Origin of the sequence: Azotobacter chroococcum (assembly GCF_004339665.1) — a bacterium.
GTDB classification, from domain to species: domain Bacteria; phylum Pseudomonadota; class Gammaproteobacteria; order Pseudomonadales; family Pseudomonadaceae; genus Azotobacter; species Azotobacter chroococcum.
Map to the genome: position 1 here is coordinate 1 of NZ_SMMU01000061.1, position 15045 is coordinate 15045.

The following is a 15045-nucleotide window of genomic DNA, read 5'->3' on the forward strand; positions in this document are numbered from 1 at the left end:
TGGCGCAGCACGGCGTCGCTCGTCGTTCATTTGGAATGACCAAACTTCTCTCCTCGTTCCTTGTTCTGCGCCAAACGGGCCGCCGTCGCGGCCTATGCCAAAACGTCAACAGGCCCTAGACTCGCCTCCCCGCCCACTCTGCCGGAATGCCCCCTGTGACCGCTGCCCCCGCTTTCCACTGGCTCGGCGCCGACCAGCTGACTCCTGCCCTCCAGGCCGCCCTGGCCGACTGGCTGTTCGATACCGGCTCGCTGACCCGTCGACTGACCGCCCTCTCCGCCGGCCGCTTCGCCGTGACCCCGCTGGCGGAAGGCTGGCAGAGCCTGCGCGACGACGAGTGCGCCGCCCTCGGCGTGGCGCCGGGCAGCGAAGGCTGGGTGCGCGAGGTCTACCTGCTCGGCGAGGAGCGGCCCTGGGTGTTCGCCCGCAGCGTGGCGGCACGCGCGGTCCTGGAGGGCTTCGCGCCGGTGCTCGCTGAGCTGGGCCACCGCCCGCTCGGCGAGCTGCTGTTCAGCGATCCGGCCTTCGAGCGCGGCGCTCTCCAGGCGACCCGCTACCCGCCGGCCTGGCTGCCGGCCGCGGTGCGCCGTGAAGGACTCTGGGGGCGCCGCTCCTGTTTCCACCGCGAGAACCTGGCGGTACTGGTCGCGGAGGTCTTCCTGCCAGAGCTCTGGCAATACCAGGGAATCGACCCGGACGCCTTATAATCCGCCGGAGCCGTCCGGGAGAGCCGACCATGTACACCGCCCTGCTGCAATCGATGAACCGCCTGCACCCCCGCGCCTGGGACTTCATCCAGCTGATGCGCCTGGACCGGCCGATCGGCATCTACCTGCTGCTCTGGCCGACCCTCGGGGCGCTGTGGATCGCCGCCGACGGCCAGCCCAGCCTGAAGCACCTGCTGATCTTCACCGGCGGCGTGATCCTCATGCGCTCGGCCGGCTGCGTGATCAACGACTTCGCCGACCGCAACTTCGACGGCCACGTCAGCCGCACCCGCCAGCGCCCGCTGGCGACCGGCCGGATCAGGACGCGCGAGGCCTGGACGCTGTTCGCCGTGCTGGTGGCGCTGAGCTTCGGCCTGGTGCTGCTGACCGACCCGACGACCGTCGCCCTGTCCTTCGGCGCCCTGGCGGTGGCTTCGCTCTACCCCTTCATGAAGCGCTACACCCACCTGCCGCAGCTGGTGCTCGGGGCGGCCTACTCCTGGGGCATCCTCATGGCCTTCAGCGCCGCGACCGGCCGCCTGCCGCTCGAGGCCTGGCTGCTCTACCTCGCCAACCTGGCGTGGACCGTGGGCTACGACACCTACTACGCGATGACCGACCGCGAGGACGACCTGAGGATCGGCGTGAAGTCCACCGCCATCCTCTTCGGCGCCGCCGACCGGGCGATCATCCTCACCCTGCAGGGCCTGTCCCTCGGCCTTCTGCTGCTGGTCGGGGCGCGCCTGGAATTCGGCCTGAGCTTCCACCTCGGCCTGCTGGCCGCCGCCCTGTGCTTCGCCTGGGAGTTTGCCGCCACCCGCCGGCGCGAGCCGCAGGCCTGCTTCCGGGCCTTCCTGCACAACCACTGGGCCGGCCTGGCGATCCTGCTCGGCCTGGTCCTCGACTACCGCCTCTAGCCCGGGGCTTCGCCCAGTCCCGGCGGTCCCGCGCACGCCTCTATCTGTCACACGGCTGCAATAATTCCGTTATCTAATGCGCTGCACTGACAGGAACCACAACGGGACAGCTGCCCATGGCCGGCAAGACAATCCTTATCGTCGACGACGAGGCCCCCATCCGCGAGATGATCGCTGTTGCCCTGGAGATGGCCGGCTACGAGTGCCTCGAAGCGGAAAACACCCAGCAGGCCCATGCGGTCATCGTCGACCGCAAGCCCGACCTGATCCTGCTCGACTGGATGCTGCCCGGCACCTCCGGCATCGAGCTGGCCCGCCGCCTGAAGCGCGACGAGCTGACCGCCGGCATCCCGCTGATCATGCTCACCGCCAAGGGCGAAGAGGACAACAAGATCCAGGGCCTTGAGGTCGGCGCCGACGACTACATCACCAAGCCCTTCTCGCCGCGCGAGCTGGTCGCCCGCCTGAAGGCCGTGCTGCGCCGCACCGCCCCCAGCGACAGCGAAACGCCGATCGAGGTCGGCGGCCTGCGCCTCGACCCGATCAGCCACCGGGTGACCATCGACGGCAGGCCGGCCGAGATGGGCCCCACCGAATACCGCCTGCTGCAGTTCTTCATGACCCACCAGGAGCGCGCCTACACCCGCGGCCAGTTGCTCGACCAGGTCTGGGGTGGCAACGTCTATGTCGAGGAGCGCACCGTCGACGTGCACATCCGCCGGCTGCGCAAGGCCCTCGGCGAAGCCTACGAGAATCTGGTGCAGACGGTGCGCGGCACCGGTTATCGTTTCTCCACCAAGAGCTGAACCCGGCGCCGAAGCGGCGCGAAGGTCAAGGATGCCCCTGTGAAACCCACCTGGCTCGGCCCGCTGCTGCGCAGCCTCCTGCCGCCCACCGCCGTCGGCCTGCTGCTCGGCCTGATCGACGGCGACTACGGCTGGTCGCTGGCCATCGGCCTGGCTACCTACCTCGCCTGGCACCTCTACCAGCTCATCCGCCTGCACCACTGGCTGAAGACCTACCAGCCCGACGAGCCGCCGCCGGACGGCCATGGTTTGTGGGGCGAGGTGTTCGACGGCCTCTACAACATCCAGCGCCGCGACCAGCGCGTGCGCGGCCGCCTGCAGGCGGTGATCGACCGCGTGCAGGAGTCCACCGCCGCCCTCCAAGACGCGGTGATCATGCTCGATGCCGAGGGCAATCTGGAGTGGTGGAACCGCGCCGCGGAAACCCTGCTCGGCCTGAAGACCCCCCAGGACAGCGGCCAGCCGATCACCAACCTGGTCCGTCACCCGCAGTTCAAGGCCTACATGGCGCAGAGCGACTTCAAGGCCCCCCTCGAGCTGTCCTCGCCGCTCAACGACCGCCTCCACCTGCAGCTGCAGATCACCCGCTACGGCAACGGCGAGCAGCTGATGCTGGTCCGCGACGTGACCCACGTGCGCCAGCTGGAGCAGATGCGCAAGGACTTCGTCGCCAACGTCTCTCACGAGCTGCGCACCCCGCTGACGGTGATCGCCGGCTACCTGGAGCCCCTGCTGGACAACGCCGACGAGGTCAACCCGCGCTGGCGCCGCCCCCTGCAGCAGATGCAGCAGCAGGCCGAGCGCATGAAGCACCTGCTCGACGACCTGCTGCTGCTCGCCCGCCTGGAGGCCAGCGACAGCCTGCAGGCCAGCCAGCCGGTCGCAGTGGCGCCGCTGCTGCAGGCGATCGTGAAGGACGCCCAGGCCCTCTCCGGCACGAACGACCACCGCATCCTGCTCGACGCCGAGCCGCACCTGGCGCTCAAGGGCAACGAGGCGGAGCTGGGCAGCGCCTTTTCCAACCTGGTGTTCAACGCGGTGAAATACACCCCGGCCGGCGGCGAGATCCGCATCCGCTGGTGGGGCGACCGGGACGGCGCGCACCTGAGCGTGCAGGACACCGGCATCGGCATCGAGTCCCGGCACCTGTCGCGACTGACCGAACGCTTCTACCGGGTCGACGCCAGCCGCTCGGCCAGCACCGGCGGCACCGGCCTGGGCCTGGCCATCGTCAAGCATGCGCTGATCCACCACAACGGCCGCCTGGAGATCGCCAGCGAGCCCGGCAAGGGCAGCCTGTTCACCTGCCACTTCCCACCGAGCCAGCTGGCGGCGCGCCAGGCGCTCGGCAACGCCTCTTGAAAGTGCGTCCCGACGCCCTAATATGGCCCCTCTTGTCAGTCATTTCGCGAACACTTCATGGACCCCTCCCCTAGTACCGACTTCGCCTATTTCGCCGACCTCGGCCTCATCCTCTTCGCCCTGTTCCTCGTCCTGCTGAACGGTTTCTTCGTCGCCGCCGAATTCGCCATGGTCAAGCTGCGCGCCACCCGCGTGGAGCTGATCGCCGGCCAGCACGGCTGGAGCGGACAGATCCTGCGCCGCGTGCACAACCAGCTGGACGCCTACCTCTCGGCCTGCCAGCTGGGCATCACCCTCGCCTCGCTGGGCCTCGGCTGGGTCGGCGAGCCGGCCTTCGCCCACCTGCTCGAGCCGCTCATGGCCAAGCTCGGCATCGACACGCCGGCGCTGGTCCACGGGGTGTCCTTCTTCGCCGCCTTCTTCATCATCTCCTACCTGCACATCGTGGTCGGCGAGCTGGCCCCCAAGTCCTGGGCAATCCGCCAGCCGGAACGGCTGTCGCTGTGGACCGCGGTGCCGCTGTACCTGTTCTACTGGCTGATGTACCCGGCGATCTGGCTGCTCAACGCCAGCGCCAACACCATGCTGCGCATCGTCGGCCAGGGCGGCGCGGGCGCTCACCACGAGCACAAGTACAGCTTCGACGAGCTGAAGCTGATCCTTTACTCCAGCCGGGCCCACGACCCCGGCGACCAGGACATGCGCGTGCTCGCCTCGGCGGTGGAGATGGGCGAGCTGGAGGTGGTCGACTGGGCCAACTCCCGCGAGGACCTGGTCTACCTGGAGCGCAGCGCGCCGCTGGACGAGGTCATGAGCACCTTTCGCCGCCACAAGTACAGCCGCTACCCGGTGTACGACGAGGGCGCCGGGCGCTTCGTCGGCGTGCTGCACATCAAGGACCTCTTGATGCACCTGTCCCTGCTGGAGATGCTGCCCTCGGCGCTGAAGCTCGACGAGCTGATCCGCCCGATCGAGCGGGTCGGCCGGCACATGCCGCTGACCGAACTGCTCGAGCGCTTCCGCTGCGGCGGCTCGCACTTCGCCCTGGTCGAGGAGGCCGACGGCAAGGTGGTCGGCTACCTGACCATGGAGGACGTGCTGGAGGCGCTGGTCGGCGACATCCAGGACGAGCACCGCAAGGCTGAGCGCGGCATCGTCGCCTACCAGCCGGGCAAGCTGCTGGTGCGCGGCGACACCCCGCTGTTCAAGGTCGAGCGCCTGCTGCAGATCAGCCTGCCGGCGGGTGTCGAGGCCGACACCCTGTCCGGGCTGATCCACGAGACCCTCAAGCGCCTGCCGGAAGAAGACGAGGTGCTGGAAGCCCATGGCCTGCGGATCATCGTCAAGAAGATGAAGGGGCCGAGGGTCGTGCTGGCCAAGGTGCTGAGGCTGAGCTGAAAGACGTGGCGCGGCCGGAGCGGCTCCGGCCAGCGCCCGAGGGGATCAGTCGCCGCCGACGGCGAAGTTCGGCAGGGCGTTGACCGGCTGGTTGAACTGGAAGGGAATCGACTCCACCGCCAGACCGACGTTGCGCTGCACCACGAAGTGCAGGTGCGGTCCGGTGCTGCGACCGGTGTTGCCGGAGCGGGCGAGCGGCGTGCCGGCCTGGACCCGCTGCCCCTCGCTGACCCGCACCGAACCCTCCTGCAGGTGCAGGTAGACGCCCATGGTGCCGTCCTCGTGGAGGATGCGCACCTGGTTGCCGCCCGGGTTGGGGCTGCGCCCGCGCTGGTCGTTCTCGGTATGCAGCACCACCCCGCCGCGGGCGGCGACGATCGGCGTGCCCACCGGCATGGCGATATCCACGGCATGCCGGCCCTTGGGGGTGAAATGGCTGTACTGGCCGTTGGCGCCCTGGGTCAGGCGGAACGGGCCACCGCGCCAGGGCAGCGGATAGCGGTGCGGCAGCGGCCGCAGGCGCGGATCGCCGAGGGCGTGGCGCAGCTTGGGGGTATAGCGCATCGGCTTGCCCGGATCGCGCGGTGCCAGGGTGGCCAGGCGGATCTGGCTGCGCGGCGGGACGATCCAGCGGATCGGCCGGTCCGGTGCGCCGCTGACGTTGCCGACTCCGTCCAGGTTCAGCTCGACCTCCACCGGGGCGAACATGTCGTTCTGCACCCGCAGGGTGTGGCCGCCGGCATGCTTGAGGGTATCCAGGCGCACCCGCTCATCCGGCGCGTCGCTGCGCGGCATCCGTCCCGGCAGCCGCGCCGGGGCGGACGGGCTGCTGAAACTGCGCAGGTCGCGCAATCCGCGCCCGGGCTGGATGACGTGGACGACCCGCGCCCCGGGACGGGCCTGGTCGCCGTAGCTGACCATGCCGTTGGTGTCGACGTGCTTGTAGATGGTCACGGCCGTCGCCGGTGCGGCCAGAGCAAGAAGAGCGGCGAACAGTAACGGTCGTCCCAGCATCGATGCATGACTCAACAAGAATGGACGGAGCGCGAAGACTATCAGCGCCGCCCGTTTATCGCGAGACGGGCCGGTCAAGCCTGTGACGAAGATGACGCCCCGGCCGACGAGCGGCAGGGCCTCTCCCGGCCTCAGTCCTGGGCAGGCGTTTCGTCCGCTGCCGCCTCTCCTGCCGGCTTCTGGCGTGCCAGCCCAGTATGGCGCACATCGGTGCCACGCACCAGGTAGATCACCAGTTCGGCGATGTTGCGCGCATGATCGCCGATCCGCTCCAGCGAGCGCAGCACCCAGATGACGTTGATCACGCGGGAGATCGAGCGCGGATCCTCCATCATGTAGGTGACCAGTTCGCGCAGGGCGGTCTTGTACTCGCGGTCGACGGTCTTGTCGTACTGCGCCACCGACAGCGCCAGGTCGGCGTCGAAGCGGGCGAAGGCGTCGAGCGCCTCCTGGACCATCTTGCGTACCTGCTCGCCGATGTGGCGGATCTCCACGTAGCCGCGCGGCGACTCGCCCTCCTCGCAGAGCAGGATGGCGCGCTTGGCGATCTTGGTGGCCTCGTCGCCGATCCGCTCGAGGTCGATCACCGACTTGGAGATGCTGATGATCAGGCGCAGGTCGGAAGCCGCCGGCTGGCGGCGGGCGAGGATGCGGATGCATTCCTCGTCGATGCTGCGCTCCATCTGGTTGGTCTGGGCGTCGATCTCGCGCACCTGCATGGCGAGTCCCGAGTCGGCCTCGATCAGGGCGGTGACCGCATCGTTGACCTGCTTCTCGACCAGGCCGCCCATGGCCAGCAGGTGGCTGCGCACGTCCTCCAGCTCGGCGTTGAACTGCTGGGAGATATGCAGGGAAAGGTTGTCTTTGTCGATCATGGTTCGCTCCGCACAAAAGCTGAAGGCTTCAAGCTGCTTAATCCCGGTTTTCTGTCAGCCGGCCACTAGCCATAACGGCCGGTGATGTAGTCCTCGGTCTGCTTCTGCGCCGGATTGGTGAACAGGGTATCGGTATCGCCGTACTCGATCAGCTTGCCCATGTACATGAACGCGGTGTAGTCGGACACCCGCGCGGCCTGCTGCATGTTGTGGGTGACGATGACGATGGTGTACTTGGACTTCAGCTCGAAGATCAGTTCCTCGACCTTGAGGGTGGAGATCGGATCGAGCGCCGAGCAGGGTTCGTCGAGCAGCAGCACCTCGGGCTCCACGGCGATGGTACGGGCAATGATCAGGCGTTGCTGCTGGCCGCCGGAGAGGCCGAGTGCCGACTCGTGCAGGCGGTCCTTGACCTCGTCCCACAGCGCGGCGCCCTTCAGCGCCCACTCCACCGCGTCGTCGAGCACGCGCTTCTTGTTGATGCCCTGGATGCGCAGGCCGTAGACCACGTTCTCGTAGATGCTCTTGGGGAAGGGGTTGGGCTTCTGGAACACCATGCCGACCCGCCGGCGCAGCTCGGCGACGTCCACGCCCTTGCGGTAGATGTTCTGCCCGTCGAGAGTGATCGCGCCGTCGATCCGGCAGCCGTCGACCAGATCGTTCATCCGGTTGAAGCAGCGCAGCAGGGTCGACTTGCCGCAGCCGCTCGGGCCGATGAAGGCGGTCACGCGATGCTTCGGGATGTTCATCCGGACGTCGTGGAGCGCCTGCTTCTCGCCGTAGAACAGGCTGAGGCCGGGCACCTCGAGGGCCACCAGCTCGCTGGCGAGGTCAAAGGTCTGCTTCTTGCGGCCGAGGGCGTCGAGGTCGATGCCATGGCTGGGGGATTCGTGTCGCATGACTCACTCCGTTCAAGCGTGGAGCCCGAAGCCGGCGGCCGCCACCCCTCGCGGGGTCGGCCCGCCGGCTTCCAGCCGGTGTTTAGTGTTCCAGCGCCTTGTACTTCTCGCGCAGGCGGTTGCGGATGTACACCGCACTCATGTTGAGCAGGGCGATCACCAGCACCAGCAGCAGTGCGGTGGCGTAGACCAGCGGACGGGCCGCCTCGACGTTGGGGCTCTGGAAGCCGACGTCGTAGATGTGGAAGCCCAGGTGCATGATCTTCTGGTCGAGGTGCAGGTACGGGTAGTTGCCGTCCAGCGGCAGGCTCGGCGCCAGCTTGACCACGCCGACCAGCATCAGCGGCGCCACTTCGCCGGCGGCGCGGGCCACGGCGAGGATCAGGCCGGTCATCATCGCCGGACTAGCCATGGGGATCACCACCTTCCAGAGGGTCTCGGCCTTGGTCGCGCCGAGGGCCAGCGAACCCTCGCGCAGGGCGCGCGGAATGCGCGCCAGGCCTTCCTCGGTGGCGACGATCACCACCGGCAGGGTGAGGATCGCCAGGGTCAGCGAGGCCCACATCAACCCGGGCGTGCCGAAGGTCGGCGCCGGCGCAGCCTCGGGGAAGAATAGCCGGTCGATGGAGCCGCCCAGCACGTAGACGAAGAAGCCGAGGCCGAACACGCCATAGACGATCGCCGGCACCCCGGCCAGGTTGTTCACCGCGATGCGGATCACCCGGGTCAGCGGGCCCTGCCGTGCGTATTCGCGCAGGTAGACGGCGGCGATCACCCCGAACGGGGTGACGATGGCAGCCATGATCAGGGTCATCAGCACGGTGCCGAAGATCGCCGGGAAGATGCCGCCTTCGGTGTTGGCCTCGCGCGGCTCGTCACTGACGAACTCCCAGAGCTTGGCGAAGTAGAAGCCGAGCTTGTCGAAGCTAGCCATGGCGTTCGGCTGGTAGGCACGCACCACCTTGCCCAGGCTGATCTCCTGCTCGCGGCCGTCGGTCGTGCGCACCAGCATGCTGTCACGGTTGAACTCCTGCTGCAGCGCGACCAGCCGGCCTTCCAGCTCCCGGTATTTGGCGTCCCACTGGGCGCGCTCGGCGGCCAGGTCGGCCTGGGCGGCGGCATCCAGCGCGCCGTCGAGTTCCAGCGCGCGGGTCTTCAGGCGCAGCCGCTCGAGACCGTGGTTGATGCGGCCGATATCCTTCTTCTCCAGGCGGGCCAGTTGCCCGTGCAGCTCGGCGACCCGCTCGATGCGCTGCTGCAGCTCGGCCCAGGCGGCCTCGCCTTCGGCCACCAGCCGGCCACTCTCCTTCACGCCGAGCAGGTAGCCGTAGAAGTTGCCCCACTCGCGGCGCTCGATCACCACCAGCTCCGCCGGCGTGCGCGGATTCTCCAGCCATTCGCCGACCACCCAGCTGAAGTCGGCGCCGTACAGCTCGCGGTTGCCGACCTTGAGCAGCTCGCGGGTCATGAACTCGCCGCCCGCGGCGTCCACTGGCAGACCGCTGGCGGCCAGCCGCGCACGCGGCACCTCCTCGGCCTCCACCAGCTCGCCGGCGAGCACCCGGACCTCTTGGCCGGGAATGCGGTAGTCGGCTTCCAGCACGTCGGCCGGCCAGAAGTGGCCGAGGCCACGCACGGCGATCAGCGCCAGCAGGCCGATGGTCATGATCACCGCGATAGACACGCCGCCGCCGGTGAACCAGACCCAGGGCGAGCCGCTCTTGAACCAGGTCTTCAGATTTTGCTGTTTCACGGTCGTCTACCTTTCTCGGGACTCAGAGCGACGAATATTTCTTGCGCAGGCGGGTACGGATCAGCTCGGCCGCGGTGTTCATCACGAAGGTGAACAGCAGCAGCACCAGCGCGGCGAGGAACAGCACGCGGTAATGGGTGCCGCCGACCTCCGACTCCGGCATCTCCACCGCCACGTTGGCGGCCAGGGTACGCAGCCCCTCGAAGATGTTGGCCTCCATGATCGGCGTGTTGCCGGTGGCCATCAGCACGATCATGGTTTCGCCGACGGCGCGGCCCATGCCGATCATCAGCGCCGAGAAGATCCCCGGGCTGGCGGTGAGGATGACCACCCGGGTCAGGGTCTGCCAGGGCGTCGCGCCGAGCGCCAGGGAACCCAGGGTCAGGCTCTTCGGCACGCTGAACACGGCGTCCTCGGCGATCGAGTAGATGTTCGGGATCACCGCGAAGCCCATCGCCAGGCCGACCACCAGGGCATTGCGCTGGTCGAACGGAATGCCCAGGTCGTTGGACAGCCACAGGCGCATGTCGCCGCCGAAGAACCAGCTCTCCAGGTGCCCGCTCATGCCCAGGGCCAGGGCACCGACGGCGAGGATCACCGGGATCAAGAGGGCCGCTTCCCAGCCGTCCGGCACGCGCAGGCGGATGCTTTCCGGCAGGCGGCTCCAGCCGTAGGCGGCGGCGAGAATGCCCAAGGGGGTCAGCAGCAGCAGGCTGAAGATGCCCGGCAGGTGGGCCTCCACGTAGGGGGCGAGGAACAGGCCGGCGAAGAAGCCGAGGATCACCGTGGGCAGCGCCTCCATCAGCTCGATCACCGGCTTGACCTTGGTGCGCATCGCCGGCGCCATGAAGTAGGCGGTGTAGATGGCCGCGCAGATGGCCAGGGGCGCGGCCAGCAGCATGGCGTAGAAGGCCGCCTTGAGGGTGCCGAAGGCGAGCGGCGAGAGACTCAGCTTGGGCTCGAAGTCGGAGTTGGCCGAGGTCGACTGCCAGACGTACTTGGGCTCGTCATAGCTCTCGTACCACACCTTGCCCCACAGGGCGCTCCAGGAGATTTCCGGGTGCGGGTTGTCCAGCTCGAAGCCCTGCAGCCGGCCGGCGGACTCGACCAGCAGTTGGTCGGCACGCGGCGACAGGGCAGCCTGCGCAGCGGCCCCGGCGACCGGCTCGACCAGCAGGGTGCGGTGCGCGGTGCTGTGGAACACGCCCAGGTTGCCGGCGGCATCCAGGGCGAGGAAGCCCTTGCGGCGCTCTTCGGGGAGGATCTGCACGATGGGGCTGTCGGCCAGCTGGAAGCCGCGGATGTTCTTCAGCTCGGAGCCGTTTTCGCCGCGCGCCATGAACCACTGCTGGATGCCGCCCCTGGAGTCGCCGACCATCAGCGAGATGCCGCCGAGCAGGGCGGTCACCTCGGTCACCTCGGCCTGGGGATCGGCGAGCAGCTTGTAGCGGCCGTTCAGTTTCTGCTGGCGCAGGTCGAACACATCGGCGCTGGAACGTCCGTTGATCACGTACAGCCAGAGCTGGCGCGGGTCGATCAACAGCGCCTTGACCGGCTCGGCGAGCTGCGGCAGCTCGAGGCGCCGTTCGCCCAGGGTGACTTCGCCGGTCAGCAGGTTTTCCTCGCGGCTCAGCTCCAGGGCCAGCACCTGGTTGCCGGTCGAGCCGGCCAGCAGCAGCCCGTCGCTGCCGACGTTCATCGCTACCTGGTGCAGCGGGCGGCCCTGCGGATCGAGCTGGATCGGCGCCTCGCCGAACGGGTATTCGACGCGCGGACTGACGGTCTTGCGGTTATCCGGATAGGTCACCCGATAGGCATGGCCGAACACCAGCGCCTGGCCGTTGGAGAGGCCCAGCACCAGGCGGTTGCTGCCGGGCTGGTCCTGGCCTAGGGAGACGATCTCGCTGCCCTCGGGAACCGGCAGCGCGACCTGGCTGAGCAGTTTCCCGCCGTCCGCCTCGAAGAACGACACCTGGCCACGGGCATCCAGGCGCATGGCGACCTGGTTCTGCTCCTCGACCGCCATCAGCAGCGCCCTGCCCTGCTCGGCCAGCCAGGCCGGCCGCTGCGGCTCGCCGCGCGCGCTCAGCTCGGCGCCCTGGAACATCGGCAGGACCACCTGGGCCAGATAGAAGAAGATCAGGGTGATGGCACCCAGCACCGCCAGTCCGCCCACGGAGACGTACCAGCGCGCCAGGCGGTCCTGCAGGGCGCGGCGCCGGCGCTTGCGTTGCAGGGCGGGCGTATTGAAATCCAGGCGCGCCGTCTGGAGAGCGGCGGTGGAGAGGTCTTTAGCCATGTCGGTCATCGTTAGGGCTCGGTTGCATGGGCGTTCAGCTGGCCGTCGGGAGCGGCTGCACCGGCTTGGCGGCCTGGCCTTCGTTCGCCGTCACTTCAACGACCGTCGGCCGGCGGCACTCTAATCGCCATCTATGACAGAAAGATTACAGAGCGATGACGTGCCAAGGCCCGTCACTCGCAACGAGTGACGGGCACAGCGCTCCCGCTCTCAAGCCCCGGCGTCCGTGCCGGGCGGGAAGACCCGGATTAGAGGCCGAGATCCTTCAGGGTCTTGTCCACGACCCGCTTGGGCAGCGGAATGTAGCCGTCCTTGACCACCACCTCCTGTCCCTGCTTGGACAGGACCATCTTGACGAACTGCGCCTCCAGCGGGCTCAGCGGCTTGTTCGGCGCCTTGTTCACGTAGACGTAGAAGAAGCGCGCCAGCGGGAACTTGCCGGCCAGGGCATTGGCTTCGCTGGCCTCGAAGGGCTCGCCGCCCTTCTTCGACAGCGGCACGGCGCGCACGCTGGAGGTCTTGTAGCCGATGCCGGAGTAGCCGATGGCGTTCAGGGTGCTGGACACCGACTGCACCACCGAGGCGGAGCCCGGCTGCTCGTTGACGTTGGGCTTGAAGTCACCCTTGCAGAGGGCTTCTTCCTTGAAGTAGCCGTAGGTGCCGGACACCGAGTTGCGACCGAACAGCTGGATCGGCTTGGCCGCCCACTCGCCGGTCAGGCCCAGGTCGCCCCAGGTCTTGATGTCCTTGGCGCCGCCGCACAGGCGGGTGCCGGAGAAGATGGCGTCGACCTGGGCGATGTCCAGGGACTTGATCGGGTTGTCCTTGTGCACGAACACCGCCAGGGCGTCGATGGCCACCGGTACGGCGGTCGGCTTGTAGCCGTGCTTCTCTTCGAAGGCCTGCAGTTCGTTGTCCTTCATGGCGCGGCTCATCGGACCGAAGTTGGCGGTGCCCTCGGTCAGGGCCGGCGGCGCGGTGGAGGAACCGGCGGCCTGGATCTGGATGTTGACGTTCGGATACTGGCGCTTGAACTCTTCGCCCCACAGGGTCATGAGGTTGGCCAGCGAGTCGGAGCCGACGCTGGACAGGTTGCCGGAAACGCCGGAGGTCTTCTCGTAGGCCGGCAGGCCCGGGTCGACGGCGGCAACCGCGCTCGCGGTCGTTACACCAGCGGCGACGAACGTCATGGCCGCCATCAAACGCTTCAATTTCATGCCTTGCTCCCTAGCAGGACGGTATGGGTCGGATCGCGGGCCAGTATCGGAAGGCCGCGTGACCAATCTATGAATGAAACATGACAGCTTTATGACCTTAGCCAACCCCAGGGAACTTTTCCCACCGGCCCCGGTACAGAGCGCCGCACGCGCCGCGGCGCTGCCGCTTGACATTTCCGCACCGGTCGCTCTCGCCTGGCGCAGGGCCTTGCCGCTATAATCGGGGCCTCCTTCCTGCCGCCGGCTCAGCGCCCGACGAACCTCCCATGAACGAACTCGAACAGGACGACCCGGTGCCCCAGGGCGATCTGGCCCTGCAAATCACCGCGCTGCCCCGCGACGCCAACGGCTTCGGCGACATCTACGGCGGCTGGCTGGTCGCCCAGATGGACCTGGCCGGCACCGCCACGGCCAGCCGGCTGGCCGGCGGCCGGGTGGCCACGGTGGCGATCGACCGCATGGCCTTCATGGTGCCGGTGGCGGTCGGCGCCCAGCTTTCCTTCTATACCAAGCTCCTGCAGCAGGGCCGCAGCTCGATCCAGATGCTGGTCGAGGTGTGGAGCGACGACCCCCTGTCCAGCGACTGGCGCAAGGTGACCGAGGCGGTGTTCGTCTTCGTCGCCATCGACGGCGGCGGCCGCACCCGCGCGGTGCCGCGCCGCTAGGGCCCCCGTCCTCCTCGCCGGAGCGCCCCCCCTTCCGCGCGATGGAGCTTTATCCGTTGCGCAGGCTCTAATAGCAAATTATTTGCCTTGCGAGGATCTCGTCATGAACCAACACACCACCGCCCCCCAGGTCGAACGGGTCGAGATGGGCGATCTGCCCTGCTGGCGGATCACGACCGCCGACGCCGAACTGCTGGTCGCCGAACAGGGCGCCCAGGTGCTCAGCTACCAGCGCAATGGCGAACAGCCGCTGATCTGGCTCAGCGAACAGGCAGAGTTTCGCCGGGGTCAGTCGGTGCGCGGCGGCGTGCCGATCTGCTGGCCCTGGTTCGGCGACCTGGCGCGCAACCCGGCCGGCGTGCGCGCCATGCGCGGGGGGCACGCCCCGGCGCCGGCCCACGGCGAGGTGCGCGGCCGCGACTGGCAGCTGCAGGACATCGCCAGGGACAACGGCGCAGTGAGCCTGACCTTCAGCCTGCCGCAATCGGCGGCCGGCGAGCTGCCCGACTGGTCGCACGCGCTCGACCTGACCCTCGCCATCCGCCTCGACGAACGCCTCGACCTCCGCCTGACCACCCACAACCGCGGCAGCTACCGGGTCGCCCTGAGCCAGGCGCTGCACACCTACCTGGCGGTCAGCGACATCCGCGAGGCGAGCGTCGAGGGCCTCGACGGCCTGCGCTACATCGAAACCCTGGAGGACTGGGACGAGCGCCAGCAGCAAGGCATCCTGCAGTTCGCCGGCGAAACCGACCGCATCTACCTGGACACCCCGCCGCGCCTCGACCTGGTCGATCCCGGCTGGAAGCGGCGGATCTGCCTCGAAGCCAGCGGCTCGCATTCGGCCATCGTCTGGAACCCCTGGATCGACAAGGCCGCACGCCTCTCGCAATTCGCCGACGACGCCTGGCAGCGCATGCTCTGCATCGAGACGGCCAACGTGCTGGAGGATGCCGTGGAACTCGCCCCCGACCAGAGCACCAGCCTCGGCCTGTGCCTGTGGAGCGAGCCGCTCTAGGGCCTGTTGACGTTTTGGCGTGAGCCGCGTTGCCGCGGCAAATGCCGCCAGGCAAGGCGCGGGGCGCCGGCAATGGTCATTCCCTTGCCAAGACCCGCAACGCCGCATGGCGGCA

Annotated in this window: 13 protein-coding genes; 7 read left to right on the forward strand and 6 right to left on the reverse strand. The window is 68.2% G+C overall.

Annotation, left to right across the window (positions count from 1 at the left end; all coding sequences use genetic code 11):
- The first annotated feature begins 146 nt into the window (after nucleotides 1-146).
- From EV691_RS22130 to EV691_RS22150, 5 genes are all read left to right on the forward strand, one after another.
- Nucleotides 147-707, forward strand: coding sequence for a chorismate--pyruvate lyase family protein (locus tag EV691_RS22130; protein WP_207390196.1), 561 nt, complete (start codon nucleotides 147-149; stop codon nucleotides 705-707).
- 29 nt (nucleotides 708-736) lie between these two features.
- Nucleotides 737-1624, forward strand: coding sequence for a 4-hydroxybenzoate octaprenyltransferase (gene ubiA, locus EV691_RS22135; RefSeq protein WP_131298590.1), 888 nt, complete (start codon nucleotides 737-739; stop codon nucleotides 1622-1624).
- A 116-nt stretch (nucleotides 1625-1740) separates the two neighbouring features.
- The gene (phoB, locus tag EV691_RS22140) at nucleotides 1741-2430 is read left to right on the forward strand and encodes a phosphate regulon transcriptional regulator PhoB (protein ID WP_131298591.1); all 690 of its coding nucleotides are present in this window, start codon (nucleotides 1741-1743) and stop codon (nucleotides 2428-2430) included.
- Between the two features lie 39 nt (nucleotides 2431-2469).
- Nucleotides 2470-3792: a phosphate regulon sensor histidine kinase PhoR gene (gene phoR / locus EV691_RS22145; protein WP_131298592.1), complete on the forward strand. Its 1323-nt coding sequence runs from the start codon at nucleotides 2470-2472 to the stop codon at nucleotides 3790-3792.
- Nucleotides 3793-3849: 57 nt separating this feature from the next.
- Entirely contained in the window at nucleotides 3850-5190 is a 1341-nt protein-coding gene (locus tag EV691_RS22150) for a hemolysin family protein (RefSeq protein WP_131298593.1), read from the forward strand.
- A 45-nt stretch (nucleotides 5191-5235) separates the two neighbouring features.
- On the opposite strand, the gene EV691_RS22155 is transcribed toward EV691_RS22150, so the two are convergent.
- The 6 genes from EV691_RS22155 to EV691_RS22180 all read right to left on the reverse strand — a co-directional run bounded on the left by EV691_RS22155 (nucleotide 5236) and on the right by EV691_RS22180 (nucleotide 13247).
- Nucleotides 5236-6204 (reverse strand): peptidoglycan DD-metalloendopeptidase family protein, encoded by a 969-nt coding sequence (locus EV691_RS22155; protein WP_131298594.1) that lies wholly within the window; start codon nucleotides 6202-6204, stop codon nucleotides 5236-5238.
- 131 nt (nucleotides 6205-6335) lie between these two features.
- Nucleotides 6336-7079 carry a phosphate signaling complex protein PhoU gene (phoU, locus tag EV691_RS22160; protein WP_039801274.1) on the reverse strand — a complete coding sequence of 248 codons (744 nt, stop codon included), beginning with the start codon at nucleotides 7077-7079 and terminating at the stop codon, nucleotides 6336-6338.
- Nucleotides 7080-7144: 65 nt separating this feature from the next.
- A complete protein-coding gene (gene pstB, locus EV691_RS22165; protein ID WP_131298595.1) occupies nucleotides 7145-7978 on the reverse strand; it encodes a phosphate ABC transporter ATP-binding protein PstB in 834 nt (277 codons plus the stop codon).
- Nucleotides 7979-8060: 82 nt separating this feature from the next.
- Nucleotides 8061-9731: a phosphate ABC transporter permease PstA gene (pstA, locus tag EV691_RS22170; RefSeq protein WP_131298596.1), complete on the reverse strand. Its 1671-nt coding sequence runs from the start codon at nucleotides 9729-9731 to the stop codon at nucleotides 8061-8063.
- Between the two features lie 22 nt (nucleotides 9732-9753).
- Entirely contained in the window at nucleotides 9754-12039 is a 2286-nt protein-coding gene (locus tag EV691_RS22175) for an ABC transporter permease subunit (RefSeq protein WP_131298597.1), read from the reverse strand.
- A gap of 239 nt (nucleotides 12040-12278) precedes the next feature.
- On the reverse strand, nucleotides 12279-13247 hold the full coding sequence (locus EV691_RS22180) for a phosphate ABC transporter substrate-binding protein PstS family protein (protein WP_131298598.1): 969 nt from the start codon (nucleotides 13245-13247) through the stop codon (nucleotides 12279-12281).
- 266 nt (nucleotides 13248-13513) lie between these two features.
- Between EV691_RS22180 and EV691_RS22185 the strand changes: the two genes are divergently transcribed.
- A complete protein-coding gene (locus tag EV691_RS22185; RefSeq protein WP_089166902.1) occupies nucleotides 13514-13912 on the forward strand; it encodes an acyl-CoA thioesterase in 399 nt (132 codons plus the stop codon).
- Nucleotides 13913-14015: 103 nt separating this feature from the next.
- On the forward strand, nucleotides 14016-14930 hold the full coding sequence (locus EV691_RS22190; protein ID WP_131298599.1) for a D-hexose-6-phosphate mutarotase: 915 nt from the start codon (nucleotides 14016-14018) through the stop codon (nucleotides 14928-14930).
- Nucleotides 14931-15045 lie beyond the last annotated feature (115 nt).